Origin of the sequence: Streptomyces scopuliridis RB72, assembly GCF_000718095.1 — a bacterium.
GTDB classification, from domain to species: Bacteria; Actinomycetota; Actinomycetes; order Streptomycetales; family Streptomycetaceae; genus Streptomyces; species Streptomyces scopuliridis.
The window spans coordinates 65,191-88,080 of the sequence record NZ_JOEI01000021.1 but is presented as its reverse complement, the minus strand read 5'-3'; the positions used below and the strand labels follow the sequence as shown (position 1 = coordinate 88,080).

General features: G+C 69.7%; 25 protein-coding genes. 16 read left to right on the top strand and 9 right to left on the bottom strand.

Annotated features, from left to right (window positions below):
• Positions 1-2: 2 nt before the first annotated feature.
• The 9 genes from IF11_RS0126215 to era all read left to right on the top strand — a co-directional run bounded on the left by IF11_RS0126215 (position 3) and on the right by era (position 7,366).
• Complete coding sequence (locus IF11_RS0126215) at positions 3-362, top strand: histidine triad nucleotide-binding protein (protein ID WP_030354196.1); 360 nt, start codon at positions 3-5, stop codon at positions 360-362.
• Between the two features lie 5 nt (positions 363-367).
• Entirely contained in the window at positions 368-1,276 is a 909-nt protein-coding gene (locus tag IF11_RS0126210) for a ribonuclease Z (RefSeq protein WP_030354195.1), read from the top strand.
• 97 nt (positions 1,277-1,373) lie between these two features.
• The gene (locus tag IF11_RS0126205) at positions 1,374-2,486 is read left to right on the top strand and encodes a carbohydrate kinase family protein (RefSeq protein ID WP_030354194.1); all 1,113 of its coding nucleotides are present in this window, start codon (positions 1,374-1,376) and stop codon (positions 2,484-2,486) included.
• A 139-nt stretch (positions 2,487-2,625) separates the two neighbouring features.
• Positions 2,626-3,648 carry a PhoH family protein gene (locus IF11_RS0126200; RefSeq protein WP_051746221.1) on the top strand — a complete coding sequence of 341 codons (1,023 nt, stop codon included), beginning with the start codon at positions 2,626-2,628 and terminating at the stop codon, positions 3,646-3,648.
• 65 nt (positions 3,649-3,713) lie between these two features.
• Entirely contained in the window at positions 3,714-4,211 is a 498-nt protein-coding gene (gene ybeY / locus IF11_RS0126195) for an rRNA maturation RNase YbeY (protein ID WP_030354192.1), read from the top strand.
• Positions 4,208-5,497: a hemolysin family protein gene (locus IF11_RS0126190; RefSeq protein WP_030354191.1), complete on the top strand. Its 1,290-nt coding sequence runs from the start codon at positions 4,208-4,210 to the stop codon at positions 5,495-5,497. Before ybeY ends, IF11_RS0126190 begins: the two co-directional genes overlap by 4 nt.
• Positions 5,494-5,853 (top strand): MmcQ/YjbR family DNA-binding protein, encoded by a 360-nt coding sequence (locus IF11_RS0126185; RefSeq protein WP_030354190.1) that lies wholly within the window; start codon positions 5,494-5,496, stop codon positions 5,851-5,853. The genes IF11_RS0126190 and IF11_RS0126185 overlap by 4 nt, the downstream gene beginning before the upstream one ends.
• 92 nt (positions 5,854-5,945) lie before the next feature.
• Complete coding sequence (locus IF11_RS0126180) at positions 5,946-6,311, top strand: cytidine/deoxycytidylate deaminase family protein (protein ID WP_030354189.1); 366 nt, start codon at positions 5,946-5,948, stop codon at positions 6,309-6,311.
• 83 nt (positions 6,312-6,394) lie between these two features.
• Positions 6,395-7,366 carry a GTPase Era gene (gene era, locus IF11_RS0126175; RefSeq protein WP_037728577.1) on the top strand — a complete coding sequence of 324 codons (972 nt, stop codon included), beginning with the start codon at positions 6,395-6,397 and terminating at the stop codon, positions 7,364-7,366.
• A gap of 62 nt (positions 7,367-7,428) precedes the next feature.
• On the opposite strand, the gene IF11_RS0126170 is transcribed toward era, so the two are convergent.
• Entirely contained in the window at positions 7,429-7,698 is a 270-nt protein-coding gene (locus IF11_RS0126170) for a protealysin inhibitor emfourin (RefSeq protein WP_030354187.1), read from the bottom strand.
• A gap of 62 nt (positions 7,699-7,760) precedes the next feature.
• Complete coding sequence (locus tag IF11_RS0126165; RefSeq protein ID WP_030354186.1) at positions 7,761-8,813, bottom strand: M4 family metallopeptidase; 1,053 nt, start codon at positions 8,811-8,813, stop codon at positions 7,761-7,763.
• Between the two features lie 350 nt (positions 8,814-9,163).
• Between IF11_RS0126165 and leuA the strand changes: the two genes are divergently transcribed.
• From leuA to IF11_RS0126145, 4 genes are all read left to right on the top strand, one after another.
• Entirely contained in the window at positions 9,164-10,924 is a 1,761-nt protein-coding gene (gene leuA, locus IF11_RS0126160; protein ID WP_030354185.1) for a 2-isopropylmalate synthase, read from the top strand.
• 236 nt (positions 10,925-11,160) lie between these two features.
• Entirely contained in the window at positions 11,161-11,856 is a 696-nt protein-coding gene (locus IF11_RS0126155; protein WP_030354184.1) for a TerB family tellurite resistance protein, read from the top strand.
• 87 nt (positions 11,857-11,943) lie between these two features.
• Positions 11,944-12,693 (top strand): DNA repair protein RecO, encoded by a 750-nt coding sequence (gene recO / locus IF11_RS0126150; RefSeq protein ID WP_030354183.1) that lies wholly within the window; start codon positions 11,944-11,946, stop codon positions 12,691-12,693.
• A gap of 22 nt (positions 12,694-12,715) precedes the next feature.
• The gene (locus tag IF11_RS0126145; protein WP_030354182.1) at positions 12,716-13,549 is read left to right on the top strand and encodes an isoprenyl transferase; all 834 of its coding nucleotides are present in this window, start codon (positions 12,716-12,718) and stop codon (positions 13,547-13,549) included.
• An 89-nt stretch (positions 13,550-13,638) separates the two neighbouring features.
• Here IF11_RS0126145 and IF11_RS0126140 read toward each other — a convergent pair whose 3' ends face one another.
• From IF11_RS0126140 to IF11_RS0126125, 4 genes are all read right to left on the bottom strand, one after another.
• Entirely contained in the window at positions 13,639-14,079 is a 441-nt protein-coding gene (locus IF11_RS0126140; protein WP_030354181.1) for a Fur family transcriptional regulator, read from the bottom strand.
• A gap of 84 nt (positions 14,080-14,163) precedes the next feature.
• On the bottom strand, positions 14,164-15,078 hold the full coding sequence (locus IF11_RS0126135; protein WP_030354180.1) for a metal ABC transporter permease: 915 nt from the start codon (positions 15,076-15,078) through the stop codon (positions 14,164-14,166).
• A 2-nt stretch (positions 15,079-15,080) separates the two neighbouring features.
• On the bottom strand, positions 15,081-15,950 hold the full coding sequence (locus IF11_RS0126130; RefSeq protein WP_030354179.1) for a metal ABC transporter ATP-binding protein: 870 nt from the start codon (positions 15,948-15,950) through the stop codon (positions 15,081-15,083).
• Between the two features lie 46 nt (positions 15,951-15,996).
• Complete coding sequence (locus IF11_RS0126125; protein ID WP_030354178.1) at positions 15,997-16,989, bottom strand: metal ABC transporter substrate-binding protein; 993 nt, start codon at positions 16,987-16,989, stop codon at positions 15,997-15,999.
• Between the two features lie 144 nt (positions 16,990-17,133).
• Here IF11_RS0126125 and IF11_RS0126120 point away from each other — a divergent pair, with 144 nt between their 5' ends.
• Both IF11_RS0126120 and IF11_RS0126115 read left to right on the top strand, forming a co-directional pair.
• Positions 17,134-18,516 carry a glycine--tRNA ligase gene (locus IF11_RS0126120; protein ID WP_030354177.1) on the top strand — a complete coding sequence of 461 codons (1,383 nt, stop codon included), beginning with the start codon at positions 17,134-17,136 and terminating at the stop codon, positions 18,514-18,516.
• A gap of 124 nt (positions 18,517-18,640) precedes the next feature.
• On the top strand, positions 18,641-18,847 hold the full coding sequence (locus IF11_RS0126115; protein ID WP_030354176.1) for a hypothetical protein: 207 nt from the start codon (positions 18,641-18,643) through the stop codon (positions 18,845-18,847).
• Positions 18,848-19,030: 183 nt separating this feature from the next.
• Here the strand turns inward: IF11_RS0126115 and IF11_RS0126110 are convergent, their stop codons facing one another.
• Together IF11_RS0126110 and IF11_RS0126105 are read right to left on the bottom strand one after the other, a co-directional pair.
• The gene (locus tag IF11_RS0126110) at positions 19,031-19,615 is read right to left on the bottom strand and encodes a TetR/AcrR family transcriptional regulator (RefSeq protein WP_030354175.1); all 585 of its coding nucleotides are present in this window, start codon (positions 19,613-19,615) and stop codon (positions 19,031-19,033) included.
• Positions 19,616-19,746: 131 nt separating this feature from the next.
• On the bottom strand, positions 19,747-20,763 hold the full coding sequence (locus IF11_RS0126105; RefSeq protein WP_030354174.1) for an aldo/keto reductase: 1,017 nt from the start codon (positions 20,761-20,763) through the stop codon (positions 19,747-19,749).
• A gap of 263 nt (positions 20,764-21,026) precedes the next feature.
• On the opposite strand from IF11_RS0126105, the gene IF11_RS0126100 reads away from it, so the two are divergent.
• A complete protein-coding gene (locus IF11_RS0126100; protein WP_030354173.1) occupies positions 21,027-21,260 on the top strand; it encodes a DUF6243 family protein in 234 nt (77 codons plus the stop codon).
• Positions 21,261-21,347: 87 nt separating this feature from the next.
• Here the strand turns inward: IF11_RS0126100 and IF11_RS0126095 are convergent, their stop codons facing one another.
• A complete protein-coding gene (locus IF11_RS0126095; RefSeq protein WP_030354172.1) occupies positions 21,348-22,724 on the bottom strand; it encodes an MFS transporter in 1,377 nt (458 codons plus the stop codon).
• Between the last annotated feature and the right edge of the window lie 166 nt (positions 22,725-22,890).

Sequence of the window (22,890 nt, the reverse complement as noted above, 5' to 3'; positions counted from 1 at the left end):
CCATGGCGGGAGAACCGCAGGCGGACTGCCTGTTCTGCAAGATCGTCTCGGGGGATGTGCCGGCCACCGTCGTCCGCGAGACCGAGACCACCCTCGCCTTCCGTGACATCAACCCGCAGGCCCCGACCCATGTCCTGGTCATCCCGCGGGTGCACTACCCGGACGCGGGCACCCTCGCCACGGTCGAGCCCGCCATCGCCGCCGATGTGCTGCGCGAGGCCGCCGCGGTCGCCGTCGCCGACGGGACCGACGGCAGCGGCTACCGGATCGTCTTCAACACGGGCGCGGGCGCGGGCCAGACCGTCTTCCACGCGCACGCCCATGTCCTGGGCGGGCGCGGCTTCAACTGGCCCCCCGGGTAGGCGTCTTGTCCGTACGGGAACTGGTCGTGCTGGGCACCGCGAGCCAGGTGCCCACCCGCCATCGCAACCACAACGGCTATCTGCTGCGCTGGGACGGCGAGGGCCTGCTCTTCGACCCGGGCGAGGGCACCCAGCGCCAGATGCTGCGCGCCGGGGTCGCCGCGCACGACATCCACCGCATCTGTGTCACGCACTTCCACGGTGATCACTCGCTCGGACTGGCCGGGGTCATCCAGCGCATCAATCTCGACCAGGTGCCGCACGAGATCACCGCGCACTACCCGGCGAGCGGGCAGCGCTACTTCGAGCGGCTGCGGTACGCCACGGCCTACCGCGAGTCCGTCGAGCTGACCGAAGCGCCGGTCACCGCCGACGGCGTGCTCGCGCGCACCCCCGCGTACACCCTGGAGGCGCGCAAGCTCTCCCACCCCGTCGAGTCGTACGGCTACCGCCTCACCGAGCCCGACGGGCGCCGCATGGACCCGGTGCGGCTGGCCGCGCACGGTATCGCGGGCCCGGATGTCGGCCGCCTCCAGCGGGAGGGCGTGCTGAACGGCGTCACGCTGGAGGAGGTCAGCGAGACGCGCCGGGGACAGCGGTTCGCCTTCGTCATGGACACCCGGCTCTGCGAGGGCGTGCACGCGCTGGCCGAGGGGTGCGATCTGCTGGTCATCGAGTCGACGTTCCTCGACGGGGACGAGCGGCTGGCCACCGACCACGGCCATCTCACCGCCGGCCAGGCGGGGCGGGCCGCGCGGGACGCGGGCGTGGGGCATCTGGTGCTCACGCACTTCTCGCAGCGCTACAGCGACCCGGACGAGTTCGAACGGCAGGCACGCGCGGCGGGCTTCGAGGGCGAACTGACGGTCGCCGCCGATCTCGTACGGGTACCGCTGCCGAAGCGTTCCCGCTGACGGGAGCGTCGGCGCGGCCCCGGGGCGGTGGGACCGGCCGCCCGCGCCCGGCCGATCGGGCAGACTGTCCGGATCAGCACGCGACCGGGAGCCCGCCGTGATCACATCCAACGGAGACCCGCAGGAACACTCCGCCCATGTCGACCCGCTGCGCGCGGTGCGCGCCCCGGACGATCCCGAGTGCGATGTGTATCTGACGGGCACGGTCTTCCTCGACATCATCTTCACCGGGCTGGACAGCGCGCCCGTACGCGGCACGGAGTCCTGGGCGCGGGGGATGGGGTCGAGCCCCGGCGGGATCGCCAACATGGCCACCGCCCTGGCCCGCCTCGGTCTGCACACCTCGCTCGCGGCGGCCTTCGGCGACGACCACTACGGCGAGTACTGCTGGGACGCGCTGGAGCAGGGCGAGGGCATCGATCTGTCCCGGTCACGGACGGTCCCCGGCTGGCACTCGCCGGTCACCGTCTCCATGGCGTACGAGGACGAGCGCACGATGGTCTCGCACGGCCACGAGGCCCCGCCGCCCGAAGGGGCCCTGCCCGAGTGCCCGCCGCGCGCCCGCGCCGCGGTCGCCGCGCTCACCCCCGGCCGCCGCGACGAGTGGATCGCCCGCGCCGCCCGCCACGGAGCGCGGATCTTCGCCGACGTCGGCTGGGACGAGACCGGCCGCTGGGATCTGGCCGGACTGGCCGATCTGGAGCACTGCGAGGCGTTCCTGCCCAACGCCGAGGAGGCGATGCGCTACACCCGCACCGACTGCCCCAAGGCCGCCGCGAGGGTGCTCGCCGAGCGGGTGCCGGTGGCCGTCGTCACGCTGGGCGGGGACGGCGCGTACGCGGTGGACGGCGCCACCGGCGCGACGGCCGAGGTCCCGGCGATCGCGGTGGAGGCCCTCGACCCGACGGGCGCGGGCGATGTGTTCGTGGCCGGTTTCGTCACCGGCACGCTCGCCGGCTGGCCGCTCGCGGACCGGCTGGCCTTCGCGGGGCTGACCGCCGCGCTCTCGGTCCAGGAGTTCGGCGGCTCGCTCTCCGCGCCCGGCTGGTCGGAGGTCGCGACCTGGTGGCAGTACGTACGGACCTCCCCCGACCAGGACCCGGCGGCGCTGCGGCGCTACGCCTTCCTGGAGGAGCTGCTGCCCGCGCCGAGCAGGCCGTGGCCGCTGCGCAGGGCCGTACCGACCATCGGCTTCGGCCGCTCGGGCTGAGAGGCCGGTGGGCTTTGCTCACGGCACATCGAAAAGCCCTAGGGCCTTGTCAGTGCGGGGTCGTACGCTGGTAGCCCAGAGGTTGTCGAGCAGCGAGAACCCTGCAACGGGAGGTATGCGCAGGCCACAGTGCCGGCTCATGACTCAGACACCCACAGTCCAGACCCCCGCGTCGGGGCAGGCACGTGCCCAGTGGACCGTCCCCGCCAAGCACCCCATGGTGACGGTCCTGGGCTCCGGAGACACCCTCCTGCGTGCGATCGAGAAGGCGTTCCCGGCCGCAGACATCCATGTCCGGGGAAACGAGATCAGTGCGACCGGCAGCGCGGCGGATGTCGCGATGGTCCAGCGCCTGTTCGACGAAATGATGCTGGTGCTCCGCACCGGTCAGCCGATGACGGAGGACGCAGTGGAACGTTCGATCGCCATGCTCAGGGCGAGCGAGAACGGCGGAGCGGACGGTCCCGAGACGCCCGCCGAGGTGCTCACCCAGAACATCCTGTCCAGCCGCGGCCGGACGATCCGCCCCAAGACCCTCAACCAGAAGCGGTATGTCGACGCGATCGACAAGCACACGGTCGTCTTCGGCATCGGCCCCGCCGGTACCGGCAAGACCTATCTCGCCATGGCCAAGGCGGTCCAGGCCCTGCAGTCCAAGCAGGTCACGCGGATCATCCTGACCAGGCCCGCCGTCGAGGCGGGCGAGCGGCTCGGCTTCCTGCCCGGCACGCTCTACGAGAAGATCGACCCGTATCTGCGGCCGCTCTACGACGCGCTGCACGACATGCTCGACCCCGACTCGATCCCGCGTCTGATGGCGGCGGGCACGATCGAGGTGGCGCCGCTGGCGTATATGCGCGGCCGTACGCTCAATGACGCGTTCATCATTCTCGACGAGGCGCAGAACACCAGCCCCGAGCAGATGAAGATGTTCCTGACGAGGCTCGGCTTCGAATCGAAGATCGTCATCACCGGCGACATCACCCAGGTCGACCTGCCGGGCGGCACGAAGAGCGGTCTGCGCCAGGTCCAGGACATCCTGGAGGGCGTCGACGATGTGCACTTCTCCCGTCTCACGTCGCAGGATGTTGTCCGGCACAAGCTCGTCGGCCGTATCGTCGACGCGTACGAGCAGTACGAACAGAACGACAGCCGCGGTTGACGAAGGCCATGGCTGACGGCTGACACGGGCTGCGGGATTCAGGAGCGGGAGACCAAGAGCGCACCATGTCGATCGACGTCAACAACGAGTCAGGCACCGAGGTCGACGAGCAGGCGATCCTCGACGTCGCCCGCTACGCGCTCACGAGGATGCGTATCCACCCGCTCTCCGAACTGTCGGTGATCGTGGTGGACGAGGCCGCCATGGAACAGCTGCACATCCAGTGGATGGATCTGCCGGGCCCGACGGATGTCATGTCCTTCCCGATGGACGAGCTGCGTCCGCCGGTCAAGGACGACGAGGAGCCCCCGCAGGGCCTCCTCGGTGACATCGTGCTCTGCCCCGAGGTGGCGAAGAAGCAGGGCGAGGAAGCCCCGACGCAGCACACCATGGACGAGGAGCTCCAGCTGCTCACCGTCCACGGTGTGCTGCATCTCCTCGGCTACGACCACGAAGTGCCGGACGAGCGGGCCGAGATGTTCGGCCTCCAGGCGGCCATCGTCGACGGCTGGCGGTCCGAACAGGGGCTCACGGGTCCGTCGCCCGCGCCGACCCTCTCATGACCGCGCAACTGATCGTCGGAGCGGTCGCCCTGGTCGTCGTGGCCTGGCTGGCGGCCTCCGCCGAGGCGGGCCTCGCCCGGGTCTCCAGCTTCCGGGCGGCCGAGGCCGTCCGTTCCGGGCGGCGCGGCGCGACCAAGCTGGCCCAGGTCGCCGCCGACCCGACGCGCTATCTGAATGTGGCCCTGCTGGTGCGGGTCGCCTGCGAGATGGCGGCCGGGGTGCTCGTCACGTACGTCTGCCTGAAGGAGTTCAAGGAGACGTGGGCGGCGCTGGTCGTCGCCATCGGTGTGATGGTGCTCGTCTCGTACGTCGCGGTGGGTGTCTCGCCCCGTACGATCGGCCGCCAGCATCCGCTGAACACGGCGACGGCCTCGGCGTATGTGCTGCTGCCGCTCGCCAGGATCATGGGCCCGGTCCCCCAGCTGCTGATCCTGCTGGGCAACGCGCTCACCCCCGGCAAGGGCTTCCGCAAGGGACCGTTCGCGAGCGAGGCCGAGCTGCGGGCGATGGTCGACCTCGCCGAGTCGGAGTCCCTCATCGAGGACGACGAGCGCCGCATGGTGCACTCCGTCTTCGAGCTCGGCGACACCCTCGTACGGGAGGTCATGGTTCCGCGCACGGACCTGGTCTGTATCGAGCGGTACAAGACGATCCGTCAGGCGCTGACGCTGGCGCTGCGCTCCGGCTTCTCCCGTATCCCGGTGACGGGGGAGAACGAGGACGACATCGTCGGCATCGTCTACCTCAAGGACCTGGTCAGGAAGACCCATATCAACCGGGACTCCGAAGCCGATCTGGTCTCCACGGCGATGCGCCCCGCGTCCTTCGTGCCCGACACGAAGAACGCGGGCGATCTGCTGCGCGAGATGCAGCAGGAGCGCAGCCATGTCGCGGTCGTGATCGACGAGTACGGCGGCACGGCCGGCATCGTCACGATCGAGGACATCCTGGAGGAGATCGTCGGCGAGATCACCGACGAGTACGACCGCGAACTCCCGCCGGTCGAGGAGCTGGGCGACGGCTCGTACCGCGTCACGGCCCGGCTGGACATCGGAGACCTCGGGGATCTGTTCGGGCTCGACGAGTACGACGACGAGGACGTGGAGACGGTCGGCGGCCTCCTGGCGAAGGCCCTGGGCCGCGTCCCGATCGCCGGCGCCACCGCCAGCGTCGACCTGCCGGACGGCCGCACGCTCCGACTGACGGCCGAATCCCCGGCCGGCCGCCGGAACAAGATCGTCACGGTCCTCGCCGAACCGGTCAGGAAGGAAGCCCAGACCTCGTGACCCCGGCGGAGCTGACGGCGTGCTGCCTGGCACTGAACGGAACGTCCTCGGACGCCCCGTTCCCGCGCAACCCGGATATCACGGTCTTCAGAGTCGCCGAGAAGATCTTCGCGATCTGCGCCCTGGAGGACCGCCCGCTGAAGGTCTCCCTCAAGTGCGACCCTGAGGAAGCGATTCGCCTCCGCGAGATCCACCCGGAAATCGTCCCGGGCTGGCACCTCAACAAACGCCACTGGAACACGGTAACGGTCGCCCCACTGCCCGCCCGGATGGTGCGGGAGCTGATCGAGGACTCCTACGACCTGGTGGTGGCCGGGCTCCCGAGGCAGGAACGCCTCAGACTGGACAGGCCCTGAGCGGAGCGGCGGGCGCTTCGGGTGTGGTCCCGATGGCCGTCCTGGCGCGGCCCGTTGACGGTGGTGCTGAGCGGGCTGCCTATGCTCGGCGTATGACTGAGAGCACCGAACCCGGCACCGGCGTCTCCTCCGAGGACCGCAAGATCATCACGCTGGCCCGCAGCGCCCGTGCGCGTAATGGCGTACCAGAGGGGGCGGCCGTGCGGGATGAGACCGGGCGTACGTATGTCGCCGGCACCGTGCGGCTGGACTCGCTCAGGCTCAGCGCGCTGCGTACGGCTGTCGCCATGGCCGTGGCCAGCGGCGCGAGCTCGTTGGAGGCGGCGGCCGTCGTCACGGCGGAGGAGGGCGTGTCGGACGAGGACCGTGCGGCCGTACGCGACCTCGGCGGGCCCGCGACCCCGGTTCTGGTGGCGGGTCCGGACGGCACGCTGCGGGTGACCGTCACGGCGGGCTGACCGGCCCCATCGGTGCGCGGAACATGGCGGCGCGGCGGCCGTGCGGGGCTGTCTGGTCGGCGCGGGGTAAACGATCGGGGACAATGGGCGCCATGAGCGCTCGTACCTCTTCGCCCGAGACTTCTCCCGAGGCAACCGAAGCCCCCCACCGGGCCGGCTTCGCCTGCTTCGTCGGCCGCCCCAACGCGGGCAAGTCCACCCTCACGAACGCTCTGGTCGGTCAGAAGGTGGCCATCACGTCCAACCGGCCGCAGACCACGCGCCACACCGTGCGCGGCATCGTGCACCGGCCCGAGGCACAGCTGATCCTGGTCGACACCCCGGGCCTCCACAAGCCGCGCACGCTGCTCGGTGAGCGCCTGAACGATGTCGTACGGACGACCTGGGCCGAGGTCGATGTGATCGGCTTCTGTCTGCCCGCCGACCAGAAGCTCGGCCCCGGCGACCGGTACATCGCCAAGGAACTCGCCGCGATCAAGAAGACGCCGAAGGTCGCCGTCGTCACCAAGACGGACCTCGTCGACTCCCAGACGCTGGCCGAACAGCTCATCGCGATCGACCAGCTCGGCAAGGAACTCGGCCTGGAGTGGGCCGAGATCGTCCCGGTCTCGGCGGTCGGCGGCCAGCAGGTCGGTCTGCTCGCGGATCTGCTCGTCCCGCTCCTCCCGGAGAGCCCGCCGCTCTACCCGGAGGGCGACCTCACCGACGAGCCCGAGCAGGTCATGGTCGCCGAGCTGATCCGCGAGGCCGCGCTGGAAGGCGTACGGGACGAGCTCCCGCACTCGATCGCGGTCGTCGTCGAGGAGATGCTGCCGCGCGAGGACCGCCCGGCGGACAAGCCGCTGCTGGACATCCACGCGAACGTCTATATCGAGCGCCCCAGCCAGAAGGGCATCATCATCGGCCCGAAGGGCAAGCGGCTCAAGGAGGTCGGGACGAAGTCCCGCAAGCACATCGAGGCGCTGCTCGGCACCCCGGTCTTCCTCGATCTGCACGTCAAGGTCGCCAAGGACTGGCAGCGCGACCCGAAGCAGCTGCGCAAGCTCGGGTTCTGACCGGGCCGGCCGGCGAACCGGCCGGGCCGGGGCATCACTGTCGCGCTCCCGCCGGACAGGGCCTACGCGCCTTCCTTGAGCACGCGCGAGATCAGCGCGCGCTGGGCATCGGTGAGCCCCGGGTCCGCGCAGTGGACCGTGCGGTCGTCATCGAAGGTGATCACATAGTGGTAGCCGTCCGGTACGCCGGCGGACGGTGTGTCCGCGCCGTCCGCCATCGCCCGCTCGGCCAGTTCCCGCCAGTCACCGGCATCGCGCAGGCCCGAGGTCTCGATCTCGGCCCTGCGCTCGATGCCCGCGAAGCCGCCTGTGCGCCGTACTTGGATACGCATGGGTCCTGTCTAGTACGTGACGGGCGGCGACGGTAGCCGCCGCTCGTGCCACACCCGGTGCTTCACGCCGTGGGGACCCCGACCTGGGACCACGCCTTGGTCACCGCCTCCAGCTCCGCGCCGTCCCCGAAGCGGGCCCGCGCCGCCGCGACGGTCAGCCGGGCGAAGTCCGTGAACTGCGCGTCGGCGGCCAGTTCGCCGCCGGTCAGTACGTCGAACCAGAGCTGTCCCGCCCGCTCCCACGCCTTGCCGCCGAGCTCTACGGCCAGCAGATAGAACGCGTGGTTCGGGATCCCGGAGTTGATGTGGACCCCGCCGTTGTCCTGGCTCGTCCGCACGAAGTCGTCCATCGTCGCCGGCTGCGGGTCCTTGCCGAGGACATCGTCGTCGTACGCCGTGCCCGGCGCCTTCATGGAGCGCAGCGCCTCCCCGCTGACGCCGGGCGCGAGCAGGCCCGCGCCGATCAGCCAGTCGGCCCGGTCGGCGGTCTGGTCCAGGGTGTACTGCTTGACCAGCGAGCCGAAGACGTCCGACACGGACTCGTTGAGGGCGCCCGACTGCCCCTGGTAGTCGAGGTTGGCGGTGTACTGCGTCAGGCCGTGGGACAGCTCGTGGCCGATCACGTCGACGGGCAGCGTGAAGTCGAGGAAGACCTCGCCGTCACCGTCGCCGAAGACCATCTGATCGCCGTCCCAGAAGGCGTTCGCGTACCCCTCGTCGTAGTGGACGCTGGCGACCAGCGGCAGCCCGGCGCCGTCGAGCGAGTCGCGTCCGTACGCCGACAGCAGCAGCTCGAACGTGGCGCCGAGACCGCTGTAGGCGCGGTTGACGGTGGCGTCGCGGCCGGGCTCGTCGCCCTCGCCGCGCACCTTCTTGCCCGGCAGTGCGGTGCGGTGCTCGCAGTCGTGGATGGTGCGGTGCGGGTTCCCGGTGGCGGCGGCCGTGGGGGAGGCGACGGCGCGCAGACCGGTGATCCGGCGCCGGGTGCGGTGCGCGGAGTCCACCTCCAGGGTGCGGCGGGCGGGCCCGGAGAGCCGGGGGTCCTCGGCCTGGGCGAGCTTGTCGAGGACATGGGGCGGCACGATGGTGCAGAAGACGGGAGCGATGGTGTTCATACGAGCACGGTGGCAGTGTGTGATCCGCCTGTCACTCATCGCGACAGGAATTGCTGAGATGGAGTGATTCCGGAGGGTTCGGGCTTTACGTCTCAGGCCGTGTCTCCGGGCGAATCCGGCCGCGTCTCCGGCGTCTCGCCGGGCGCTCTCCGAATCCCGCATTCTGATACGGACCCGCGCGTCCGGCACCGCTCGGCTAGGCTGCCTCACATCATGCGTTTCGGGCTGCTTCTCCTTAGCTGCCGCGGCGAGGGTCTGTAGTCGTAGGCCGACCCCCTCCCCGCGGAGTCTGGCGTTGCGGTGATCACGCCCGTCGGCCGTCCCAGTGGACACACGAGGAGCCCTGCGCAATGTCTGATTCTTCCGTCGGCCGCGCCACGCCCATCACCAACGCGACCCACACCCAGCGGCCGTCCGGGATGCCGATCCACAAGTACGGCCGCTACGAGGCGGTGGAGATTCCCGACCGCACCTGGCCGGACAACCGGATCACCGTCGCCCCCCGCTGGCTCTCCACCGATCTGCGCGACGGCAACCAGGCCCTGATCGACCCCATGTCACCGGCCCGCAAGCGCGAGATGTTCGATCTGCTGGTCCGCATGGGCTACAAGGAGATCGAGGTCGGCTTCCCGTCCTCCGGTGAGACCGACTTCGCGTTCGTACGGTCGATCATCGAAGAGGGCGCGATCCCCGAGGACGTGACGATCTCCGTCCTGACCCAGTCCCGCGAGGAACTGATCGAGCGCACCGTCGAGGCGCTGCGTGGCGCCCACCGCGCGACCGTCCATCTGTACAACGCCACCGCCCCCACGTTCCGCCGGGTCGTCTTCCGCGGTACGAAGGAGCAGGTCAAGCAGATCGCCGTGGACGGCACCCGGCTGGTGATGGAGTACGCGGAGAAGATCCTGGGCCCCGAGACCGTCTTCGGCTACCAGTACAGCCCGGAGATCTTCACCGACACCGAGCTGGACTTCGCGCTGGAGGTCTGCGAAGGCGTCATGGACGTCTGGCAGCCCGAGGCCGGCCGCGAGATCATCCTCAATCTGCCCGCCACGGTGGAGCGTTCGACCCCGTCCACGCACGCGGACCGCTTCGAGTGGATGTCGCGCCATCTCTCGCGCCGCGAGAACGTGTGTCTGTCCGTGCACCCGCACAACGACCGCGGTACGGCCGTCGCCGCCGCCGAGCTGGCGCTCATGGCCGGGGCGGACCGTATCGAGGGCTGTCTGTTCGGGCAGGGCGAGCGCACCGGCAATGTCGACCTGGTGACGCTGGGCATGAACCTCTTCTCGCAGGGCGTCGACCCGCAGATCGACTTCTCGCAGATCGACGAGATCCGTCGTACCAGCGAGTACTGCAACCAGATGGAGATCCACCCGCGCCACCCCTACGCGGGCGATCTGGTCTACACCTCCTTCTCCGGCTCCCACCAGGACGCCATCAAGAAGGGCTTCGACGCGCGTGAGGCCGACGCGGCGGCGCAGGGCAAGCCGGTCGACGAGATCGAGTGGGCCGTGCCGTATCTGCCGATCGACCCGAAGGACGTGGGCCGTTCCTACGAGGCGGTCATCCGGGTCAACTCGCAGTCCGGCAAGGGCGGGATCGCGTACGTACTGAAGAACGACCACAAGCTGGACCTGCCGCGCCGGATGCAGATCGAGTTCTCCCGGATCATCCAGGCCAAGACCGACGCCGAGGGCGGCGAGGTCACACCCGGCCAGATCTGGTCGGTCTTCCAGGACGAGTACCTGCCCAACCCGGACAACGCCTGGGGCCGGATCCAGCTCCGCTCCGGCCAGGCCACGACCGACACCGACGGCAAGGACACACTGACCGTCCAGGCCGTCGTGGACGGTACGGAGACCGTGCTGACCGGTACCGGCAACGGTCCGATTTCGGCCTTCTTCGAGGCGCTGGCGGCGGTCGGTGTGGACGCCCGGCTGCTGGACTACCAGGAACACACCATGAGCGAGGGCGCGAGCGCGCAGGCCGCCTCGTACATCGAGTGCGCGATCGACGGAAAGGTGCTGTGGGGCATCGGAATCGACGCGAACACCACCCGCGCTTCACTCAAGGCGGTCATTTCCGCGGTGAACCGCGCGACCCGCTGATCCGGCCGTCGCCCCCGGCCTGACCTGAGCGTTCACGGACCCCGGCCACCGCACACGGTGGTCGGGGTTCAGCCATGTCGTGGCGATCTCACGCCGCGGTACTGACGGCACCCGCGCGATGTGGCTAACATCACGTCAACGCGGCGGCTCTGCATCCGGATTCCCCGAAACGGCGCAGAGGCGAAGTGGAGTGCAACGCAACGAAGCGTTGCCGGAGCGTTACGGAGGTGCGCGACGTGCTGCCAGCTCAGAGACCCGGCGGGCGAAAAGTACGTGTCTGCGGCATTCGTACGTCCTGGAACACCGTCGGTGACGGGGAGTTCTTCTGCCCCGACTGCGGGGGCGACCGCAACTACCGCCGTCGTACCGGCCGTCGCCGTTTCACGGTGCTCGGAGTCCCGCTGCTCTCACGCGGCTGCGCCGGGCCCGTCGTCGAATGCGCCGCCTGCCACGCCCACTTCGGGATGGACGTGCTCGACCACCCCACCACCGTCCGCTTCTCCGCGATGCTGCGCGATGCCGTGCACACGGTCGCGCTGGCGGTCCTCGCGGCGGGTGGCACGTCCTCGCGTACGGTCAGGGAGACCGCGGTCCTCACTGTCAGGGCGGCCGGGTTCGAGGACTGCACGGAGGACCGGCTGACGGATCTGGTCGACGCGCTGGCCGCGGACACCGGCCGGTTCCTCCTTGAGCCGGGCCCGTGCGGCGCGGCGCTCGCCATCGAGCTGCATGAGGCGCTGGAGCCGCTGGCCCCCCATCTGGCCCCGGCGGGGCGGGAGTCGATCGTGCTCCAGGGTGCGCGGATCGCGGTGGCGGACGGGCCGTACAGCCTGCCGGAGCGCGAGGTGCTGAGCATCGTCGGCGGCGCGCTCCAGCTCTGCTCGGACGATACGGAGCGACTGCTGCTGGCGGCGTCCGGCACGCTCTCCTGAGCCCGGCCCGCCTTCCCGCGCCCGGCCTCAAGGGACGAGGGGGCGCGGCGGGCGGAGGGGCGTCCGCGCATGCGGGAGAATGGGCCCATGAGTCTGTTCCGGGACGACGGCGTTGTGCTGCGCACCCAGAAGCTCGGTGAGGCCGACCGCATCATCACGCTTCTGACCCGCGGCCACGGCCGTGTCCGCGCGGTCGCCCGGGGAGTACGGCGGACCAAGTCGAAGTTCGGGGCGCGGCTGGAGCCGTTCTCCCATGTCGATGTGCAGTTCTTCGCGCGCGGCAGCGATCTCGTCGGACGCGGGCTGCCGCTGTGCACCCAGAGCGAGACCATCGCTCCGTACGGTGGCGGCATCGTCACCGACTACGCCCGCTACACCGCGGGCACCGCCATGCTGGAGACCGCCGAGCGGTTCACCGACCACGAGGGCGAGCCGGCCGTCCAGCAGTATCTGCTCCTGGTCGGCGGGCTGCGCACGCTCGCGCGCGGCGAGCACGCGCCCCATCTGATCCTGGACGCCTTCCTGCTGCGCTCCCTCGCCGTCAACGGCTACGCGCCGAGCTTCGACGACTGCGCGAAGTGCGGACTCCACGGGCCGAATCGTTTCTTTTCGGTCGCGGCGGGTGGGGTCATCTGCGGCGACTGCCGGGTGCCCGGCAGCGTCGTACCCTCGGCTGAGGCCGTCGGGCTGCTCAGCGCGCTGCTGACCGGCGACTGGGGCACGGCGGACGCGTGCGAGGCGCGGCATGTCAGGGAGGGCAGCGGACTGGTGTCCGCCTATCTGCACTGGCACCTGGAGCGCGGGCTGCGCTCGCTCAGATACGTAGAGAAGAACTAGGAAAACTAGGAGACGAGAGCGCATGGCACGACGCGGAATCCTGGGGCGTTCCCGCCGCGAGTACAAGACGCCGGAACCGCACCCCTCCGGTGCGGTTCCGCCGAAGATCCCCGGCGAGCTGGTGCCGAAGCATGTGGCCTGCGTCATGGACGGCAACGGCCGCTGGGCCAAGGAGCGCGGTCTGCCGCGCACCGAGGGCCACAAGGTCGGCGAGGGCGTCGTGCTCGATGTGCTCAAGGGCTGCCTGGAGATGGGCGTCAAGAACCTCTCCCTGTTCGCCTTCTCCACCGAGAACTGGAAGCGCACCCCCGACGAGGTGCGCTTCCTCATGAACTTCAACCGCGATGTCATCCGGCGCCGCCGCGACGAGATGGACGAGCTGGGGATCCGGATCCGCTGGGTGGGCCGGATGCCCAAGATGTGGAAGTCGGTTGTCCAGGAGCTCCAGGTCGCCCAGGAGCAGACGAAGGACAACGACGCCATGACGCTCTACTTCTGCGTCAACTACGGCGGTCGCGCGGAGATCGCGGACGCCGCGCAGGCGCTCGCCGCTGATGTCGCGTCCGGCAAGCTCGACCCGTCCAAGGTCAACGAGAAGACGTTCGCCAAGTATCTGTACTACCCGGACATGCCGGACGTGGATCTCTTCCTGCGCCCCAGCGGTGAGCAGCGCACGTCCAACTATCTGATCTGGCAGAGCAGTTACGCCGAGATGGTCTTCCAGGACGTGCTGTGGCCGGACTTCGACCGCCGTGATCTGTGGCGGGCCTGCCTGGAGTACGCGTCCAGGGACCGGCGCTTCGGCGGCGCGCTGCCCAACGAGGAGCAAGTCGAACAGGCGGAGCAGCAGGGCTGAAACGCGCCGGAGTCGCCGTACGGGCTGAATGGTGAGCCCGTACGGCGACCTCAAGGCGCCTCGAACAGGGCCTAGTGCCGGGAGGGGCACTAGTTCTTCGCGACCGCCGCCGCGCACTCCGCGCACGTACCGAAGATCTCCACCGTGTGCGCCACGCCGACATAGCCGTGCTGCGCGGCGATCGTCTCGGCCCACTGCTCCACCGCGGGTCCCTCGACCTCGACGGCCTTTCCGCAGACCCGGCAGACGAGATGGTGGTGATGGTCGCCGGTCGAGCAGCGCCGGTAGACCGACTCGCCGTCGTTCGTCCGCAGCACATCGACCTCGCCCGCGTCGGCGAGGGACTGCAGGGTGCGATAGACCGTGGTCAGACCGACCGAGTCACCACGGTGTTTGAGCATGTCGTGGAGCTCCTGCGCGCTACGGAACTCGTCCACCTCGTCGAGCGCCGCCGCCACCGCGGCACGCTGGCGGGTCGATCGGCCGCGCACGGGGGCCGCGCTTGATCCACCGCTGGGCGCAGTCGTCACAGGTGCCTCCTTGCCTCTGCCCGTATCCCTCGGGCGTTGCCCGCTTCCCACGGGCCATTCTGCCAGTTCGTGACCGGCTCGCGGTCAGACCGTGACATCGTCCGTGCTTCGGCGAGCGGCGGGTACGTTCACGTCCGGCGCTTCCCCGTCCGGTACGGCCGCCGCCTCGGCGGCCCGCAGCGCGCGGGCCCTGCGTCTCGCGAGGGGGGTCGCGAGGGCGGTCAGCACCACGAAGACACCGATCGCGATCAGCACGATCGTCGCGCCGGGCGGCACGTCCTGGTAGTACGAGGTGACCGTGCCGGCCAGCGTGACCGCCGTACCGATCACGACGGACAGGACGAAGGTGACCACGAAGGACCGGGTGATCTGCTGGGCCGCCGCGACCGGCACCACCATCAGCGCGCTGACCAGCAGCAGCCCCACCACCCGCATGGCGACGGTGACCGTCACCGCGGCCGTCACCGCGATCAGCAGATTCAGCGCCCGCACCGGCAGTCCGGTGACGCGGGCGAACTCCTCGTCCTGGCTGACCGCGAAGAGCTGCCGGCGCAGCCCCACGGTGACCAGCACCACAAACGCGGCGAGCAGCGAGATCGCGGTCACGTCCGCCGGCGAGACCGTCGACAGGGAGCCGAAGAGATACGTACTGAGGCTGCCGTTGGAGCCGTTCGGCGCGAGATTGATCAGCAGGACACCGCCCGCCATACCGCCGTAGAAGAGCATCGCCAGCGCGATGTCGCCGCGCGTGCGGCCGTACGCCCTGATCAGCTCCATCGTGATGGCGCCGGCCACCGAGACCAGCGTCGCCATCCAGATCGCGCTGGTGGAGAGCAGGAAGCCCAGACCGACGCCGGTCATCGCGACATGGCCGATGCCGTCGCCCATCAGGGCCTGGCGGCGCTGTACGAGGTAGATGCCGACGGCGGGGGCGGTGATGCCGACCAGGACGGCCGCGATCAGCGCGCGCTGCATGAACGCGGTCTGGAGTATTTCCATGGTCAGCTCAGCAGTCCTGTGCGGAGCGGCTCGCCGGCCGCGTGCGGATGGCAGCCCGGATTGGTCAGAGGACTGGGGTCGTGGCCCGGCATGGGGCCTCCCCTGCTCGAAGAGCTTGGGGAAGAGTGCTGGCCGACGGCCCTCGGCGGTGGCCCGTCATGCACCACACAGCCGTCGCGCAGCACCACCGCGCGGTCGATCAGCGGCTCCAGCGCGCCGAGTTCATGCAGGACGAGCAGGACGGTCGTACCGGCCGCGACCTGTTCGCGCAGGGTGGCCGCGAGGATGTCCTGGCTGGCCAGGTCGACGCCCGCCATCGGCTCGTCCATGATCAGCAGTTCGGGCCCGGCGGCGAGCGCCCTGGCTATCAGCACGCGCTGGTGCTGGCCGCCGGAGAGCGCCTCCACGGAGTCCTTGGCGCGGTCGGTGAGCCCGACCAGCTCGATGGCCCGCTCGACGGCGGCCCGGTCGGCCTTGCCGGGCAGGCCGAACCTCGTACGGGACAGCCGGCCGGAGGCGACGACCTCACGGACGGTCGCGGGCACCCCGCTCGCGGCGGTGGTGCGCTGCGGTACGTAACCGACGCGCGCCCAGTCGCGGAAGCGGCGCAGCGGGGTCGAGAAGAGTGTGATCTCGCCGTCGGTCAGCGGTACCTGCCCGATCACCGAGCGCACGGCGGTGGACTTGCCGGAGCCGTTGGCGCCGAGCAGGGCGACGACCTCACCGCTGTGCACGGCGAGGTCGATGCCGCGCAGCACCGGGCGCGAACCGAGCGTGGCCCTGGCGCCCCGGACGGTGACGACCGGTGCGGAGCGCCGCTCCGGTGTCCGCTGCGCCGCCTCAGCGGTCTGGCCGCTCTCCACCGTCGCCATGTCGGGCGCCTCCGATACTGCTGCCGGCTGTTTCACTTCGCGGGCCTCACTTCGCGCCGAGTGCCTTCTGCAGCGCGGCGAGGTTGGAGTTCATGACCTCGATGTAGTCATCGCCCTTGGACTTGTCCGTAATTCCCTCCAGCGGGTCCAGGACGTCGGTCTTCAGTCCGGAGTCCGCGGCGATGGTCTTGGCGGTCTTGTCACTGGCGAGCGTCTCGAAGAATACGGTGCCGACCTTGTCGTGCTCCGCGATGGTCTCCAGTTCCTTCACCCGAGCGGGGCTGGGCTCCGACTCGGGGTCGAGGCCCGCGATGGCCTCCTGCGTCAGACCGTAGCGCTCGGCGAGATAGCCGAAGGCGGCGTGGGTGGTGATGAAGGTCTTGGTGGTGGTGTCGGCGAGGCCCTGCTTGAACGCGGTGTCCAGGCCGCCGAGCTGCTTCACCAGCGCGTCGGTGTTCTTCTGGTACGTGGCGGAATTGTCCGGGTCGGCCTTCTCCAGCGAGGCGCCGACCCCCTTGGCGACCTCGGCGTACTTCACCGGGTCCAGCCAGATGTGCGGGTCCTTGCCATCCAGGGAGCCTTCTTCGCCGGCGGGGTGGCTCTCCTCGGCCGTGTGGCCGTCCGCGTGGCCGTCCTCGTGGGAGTGGCCGACCTCGGTGCCGTGCTTCTCCAGCGTGGTGAGGGAGGTCGCGTCGACGGTGTTCTTCACACCGGACTGCGTGATGGCCTCATCCACGGCGGGTTGAATACCCTTGAGATAGAGGATGACATCGGCTTCGCCGAGCTGGGCGACCTGCCGGGGGTTGAGCTCCAGGTCGTGCGGCTCCACACCGGGCTTGGTGAGCGTGGTGACGGAGACGTGGTCGCCGCCTATTCGCTCGGCCAGGAACTGCATGGGGTAGAACGACGCGGTCACCGCGAGCTTGTCGCCGCTCTTCTTGGTGGCGGCGTCGGAGGAGGAGCAGGCGGACAGCGCGACCAGGCCGAGGGTGACTGCTCCGGCGATGGTGGCGGTGGGTATCAGACGTCGTGCGTTCATGACTGTCATTTTCAACAAAAGTGGAAACGATTGTCAACAAGGGGCGGAGATGTCTCTTACCCCGCACCGATTTGATCCAAGGGGTGCGGCCGCCGCTAATCTGAAGCATTCGCCGTTCGTCGTCGTCGTAATGAAGAGAGCACCGTGGCCGCCGACAAGATCGACAGCATCGTCAACCTGAGCAAGCGCCGTGGCTTCGTCTACCCGTCCAGTGAGATCTATGGTGGTCAGCGCGCCGCCTGGGACTACGGGCCGCTCGGAGTCGAGCTGAAGGAAAACCTCAAGCGTCAGTGGTGGCGTTACATGGTCACCTCGCGCGAGGACGTTGTCGGTATCGACTCCTCGGTGATCCTCGCCACGGAGGTCTGGGAGGCGTCCGGCCACGTCGCGACCTTCAGTGACCCGCTCACCGAGTGCACCTCCTGCCACAAGCGGTTCCGCGCCGACCACCTGGAGGAGGCGTACGAGGCGAAGCACGGCAAGGCGCCCGAGAACGGCCTCGCCGACATCAACTGCCCCAACTGCGGCAACAAGGGTACGTTCACCGACCCCAAGCAGTTCTCCGGTCTGCTCTCCACCCACCTCGGCCCGACGCAGGACTCCGGGTCGATCGCCTATCTGCGGCCCGAGACCGCGCAGGGCATTTTCACCAACTTCGCCCAGGTGCAGCAGACTTCGCGCAAGAAGCCGCCGTTCGGCATCGCGCAGATGGGCAAGTCCTTCCGGAACGAGATCACTCCGGGCAACTTCATTTTCCGCACGCGCGAGTTCGAGCAGATGGAGATGGAGTTCTTCGTCAAGCCGGGCGAGGACGAGCAGTGGCAGGAATACTGGATGGAGCAGCGCTGGAACTGGTACACCGACCTGGGTCTCCGTGAGGAGAACATGCGGTGGTACGAGCACCCGGCCGAGAAGCTCTCGCACTACTCCAAGCGCACCGCCGACATCGAGTACCGCTTCCAGTTCGGCGGCAGCGAGTGGGGCGAGCTGGAGGGTGTCGCCAACCGCACGGACTACGACCTCTCCGCGCACTCCAAGGCGTCCGGCCACGACCTGTCGTACTTCGACCAGGAGGCCGGCGAGCGCTGGACCCCGTATGTCATCGAGCCGGCCGCCGGTGTCGGCCGCTCGATGCTGGCCTTCCTCCTCGACGCGTACAACGAGGACGAGGCGCCCAACGCCAAGGGCGTGCTGGAGAAGCGCACCGTGATGCGTCTCGACCCGCGCCTGGCGCCGGTCAAGGTGGCCGTGCTGCCGCTCTCCCGCAATCCGCAGCTCTCGCCGAAGGCCAAGGGCCTCGCGACGGATCTGCGGCGCAACTGGAACATCGAGTTCGATGACGCGGGCGCCATCGGCCGCCGCTACCGCCGCCAGGACGAGATCGGCACGCCGTTCTGTGTGACCGTCGACTTCGACACCCTGGACGACAACGCGGTGACCGTGCGCGAGCGCGACACGATGCAGCAGGAGCGCGTCTCGCTCGACCAGATCCAGAGCTACCTCGGCGCCCGGCTCCTCGGCTGCTGACGGCGGCTGCCGACGGCCCACAGTGAACGGCGGGTCACGTTCGTAGCTCGAAGCCCCCGGTTCCACCACGGAACCGGGGGCTCCGTTGCAGACTGGGCGCTGACCTACCAGGGAGGCACGGATCATGCCGGCCACGACCACCAGCACGGTCAGGAGATGGGATCAGCATGGACGCGAGCATGTCGTACGCGTCCAGAAGGCGGGTGTGCAGCGGTCGTTGATCTGCGACACCTGCGGCTGGCGCAAGGGAGCGCAGTTCCTGCCCTGGCTCAAGGCCGAGGAACATCTCACCGAGGTTCATCAGGCGACGGTGGACCCGGCGGCCGACTAGGCCCTGTCCGGCCGATCTTCGTGGATCAGGCCGCGGCGTCTGGTGCCGTGCATCGCAAGGCGGAGGATCGTCCTCGTACTGGACGTACTTGGGCGACTCCGACAACGCGGCGAGGTGCGGTGCCAGGCGTCGCGGGTCCGCGAAGATCGACCGGACAGGACCTAGGCCCGGACCGCTGTCCGATCAGGCCCGCAGTCCGCGCAGCAGCAGATCGCATACGGCGGTGAACTCGGCGTCGATCGTGGGCTTCCGCCACTCCGGCGCGTAGGCCGGGTCATGGAAGCGGGCCGTGGCGGCGAAGACCGCCCCGGCCGCGCTCGCCGGGTCCGCCGCCACGAACTCGCCCTCGCGCACGCCCTCTTCGACGATCCGGGTGAGCTGATGGGCCAGCTCCGTCAGATGCGCGTCGACCACATCGCTGCTCTCGTCGATGAGCACGGAGAATGTGGCGAACAGTTCCGGGTCGTCCCCGGCCTTGTGCCGCTTGGTGTCGAACAGCGCCAGCAGCCAGCCGCGCAGCTTCTCCGGGCCCGGCTCGGCCTCCCCCTCCATGATCCCGGCCAGCACGGTCTCCGTACGGCTCAGCCAGCGCGAGGTGACCGCCTCCCGCAGCGCCGCCTTCGTACGGAAGTGCCGGTAGACACTGCCATGGCTGACGCCGAGCACCCGTGCCACATCGACCACCGTCGCCTTCGCCGGGCCGTAGCGGCGCAGCACCTCCTCGGTGGCTTCGAGGATGCGCTCTGCGGTCAGGGGCTCGGTGGCCATGGGGCGCCCGGCCTTTCATGTCACGGCTCGTACGGCGGATGCGACAGATGACACTACCTGTCAGGTCCGACAACCCGACGGGACAGTCTCCAGGGGACAGTCTCCGGCGGGCGGTCCGTTCTCCGCGCCGGTCAGCGCTCGCTGTCGAGATGTGCCATCTGCCCGGCCGGATACCGGTCTCCGGCGGCGGCACCCGACGGTACGGCGCGCTCGATGGCGGCCAGATCATCGGCGTCCAGCGTGACATCCAGCGCGCCCAGGGCCTCGGTCAGCCGGTCACGGCGGCGGGCGCCGACGAGCGGCACGATGTCCTCGCCCCGGGAGAGCACCCAGGCGATGGCGATCTGGGCGACCGAGACGCCCTTCTGCTCGGCGATCTTCCGCAGCGACTCGACCAGTCCGAGATTGTGCTGGAGGTTCTCGCCCTGGAACCGGGGGCTCATGGCGCGGAAGTCGGTGGGGGACAGCTCGCGATCGCGGGTGAAGTGGCCGCTGATCAGTCCGCGCGAGAGCACTCCGTACGCCGTGACGCCGATGCCCAGCTCGCGGACGGTCGACAGGATCTCGTCCTCGATGCCGCGCGAGATCAGTGAGTACTCGATCTGGAGGTCCGCGACCGGGGTGACGGCGGCCGCCCGGCGGATGGTCCCGGCGCCGGCCTCGGAGAGCCCGACATGGCGCACATGCCCGGCCTGGATCAGCTCGGCGATGGCGCCGACCGTCTCCTCGATCGGGACGTCCGGGTCGACCCTGGCGATCCGGTAGATGTCGATGTGGTCGGTGCCGAGGCGCTGCAGGGAGTACGCGGCGAAGTTCTTCACGGCGGCCGGACGGCCGTCGTAACCGCTCCACCCGTTGTCCGGATCGCGCAGAGCGCCGAACTTGACGCTGGTGAGCGCGCGTTCGCGGGCGCCGGCCGGGGCGGCGCGCAGGGCCTCGCCGATCAGCAGCTCGTTGTGGCCCATGCCGTAGAAGTCGCCCGTGTCGAGCAGGGTGACGCCCGCGTCCAGCGCGGCGTGGATGGTGGCGATGGACTCGGCGCGGTCCACCTCTTCCCCGTACCCGGCGGACATGCCCATGCAGCCGAGGCCGAGGGCGGCGGTGCGGGGGCCCGAGGCGCCGAGCGAGCGCGTGGGGATGGCGTTCATGAGGGGTTCCTCCATGCGGATCGGGATGTGAGAGCGAGGAGTGACAGAACAACCATGGCATGAGCGATGACAGATTTCAATATCTGTCATCGCTCACCTATTCATGTGTCTGGTGTCCGCCAAAAACGCGTTACGTCCCGGCCCCGCCCGGTGGTAGCGTCACGGGCATGTTCTTCCAGATCTACGAGTGAGAGCGCGGCGGCGACGGCCCGCCCCCCACCGACGAATCCGCAGATCACTTCTCATCGCTTCGGGAGAACCCCATGGCAAAAAGCCGCAACAACCTTCTCGGCGTCGGCGGACAGCGCAAGAAGCTGTCCCGCACCGACCCGCAGGCGAGCGCCCCCGCGCGCGACGCCAACCGCAAGGCCTCCGCCGACCACAAGCAGGAGCTGCTCCGCAAGATGCGTGAGCGCGCCGCCGGCCAGGGCGGCAGCGAGCAGAGCAACGGCACGCAGCAGAACGACGCGACCGACGGCACCGCCTCGCAGGACTGACGTACTCAAGCCGTACGCCGTGGGCCCGGATCACCTCGGTGATCCGGGCCCACGGCCATGAGCGCGTCCCGCGCCCGCTCTTCTCGCTCAGCCGATCTTCCGTGGCAGCCGCAGACTCAGCAGCGCCGTCAGGACGACCAGCCCCAGCTGTGCCAGCAGCGTGACCACCAGGGCGTACCGCATCCCCGCCGTGGTGGTCAGGGTCAGGAACAGCGAGCCCAGTGTCGCCACCCCCAGCGCCAGCGCGGACTGCTGGGCCGTGACCATCACACCGCTGCCCACCCCGGACCGCTCGGCCGGTATGTCGGAGAGCACGATCCGGATGATGACGGGCAGTTGGAGGCCCTGGCCGAGACCGGCCAGCGCGATGCCCGGCAGCAGGTCCAGCCCGCCTACCGAGGGCCAGCCGCCCCATACGGCGAGCGCGAGCAGCGCCACCCCGGCCGCCTGGATCACCGCGCCGGCCGTGACCACCAGGCTGCCGTACCGCCGGATCAGCCGAGGCCCGGCCAGCGACGCCCCGAAGAACGCCACCGCCATGGGCACCAGCGTCAGTCCTGCGTCGATCGCGCCCATCCGCAGCCCCTGCTGAAGGGCGACGGCGATCACGAACATGAAGCCGCCGAAGCCGATCCCGAACGGCACGATCAGCGCCAGCCCCCGCCGGAGCGTGACCAGCGCGAGCAGACTCGGCGGCACCAGCGGGGTCCTACCCTGCCGGTCGGCCCGCCGCTCCACCCGTACGAAGGCGTACGACACGATCGGGAAGGCCGCCAGCGAGACCCAGGTCCACGCGGGCCATCCGGCCGCCCGGCCCTCCGTGAGGGGCGCCAGGAGCGTCACCAGCGCGGCGGCCAGCAGGACCGTACCCGGCGTATCGATGGGCGCCGGCCGCTGCGAGCGGGTCTCCGGCACCGAACGGACCGCGAAGAGCAGGCCCGCCAGCACCACCGGCACATTCACCAGGAAGATCGCCCGCCAGCCGCTCCCCGCGATATCGGCCGCGACCAGCACCCCGCCCAGGATCTGGCCCGCGACCATCGCGAGCCCGGCCGTCGCGCCATACAGGCTCAGTGCCTTCGCGCGGCGCGGTCCGCCGGTCGCGGAGTGGATGGTGGCCAGCACCTGCGGCAGCATCAGCGCCGCCGCGGCGCCCTGCGCCACCCGCGCGCCCACCAGCGTCCAGGCGTTCGGCGCGAGGCCGCAGGCGAGCGAGGTGATGCCGAAGGCCGCCATGCCGATGAGGAAGAGCCGTCTCCGGCCGAGCATGTCCCCGAGCCGCCCGCCGAGCACGAGCAGCACGGCGTACGAGAGTCCGTACCCGGCCACCACCAGTTCCAGCAGGGCGGGGCCCGCGGCCAGATCGTGATCGATGGTCGGCAGAGCTACATTGACGATGAAGAAGTCGATGAGAGGGAGCGCCGCACCGAGGAGCACGGTGAACAGGCCGAGAGCGCCGAGCACGGACCCGTGGTCATGGATGACGGGCGGTCCGCCGGATGGGGCCTTGGCGGTGGATGTCTTCTGGAGGGACGCGAATGCTCTACTCACTCCAACGAGGATCGTCCATCGCTCACCCTGGTACCAGAGTGTCTTTATCCCGGTACTCGCACTACCCGGCAAGGGGCCG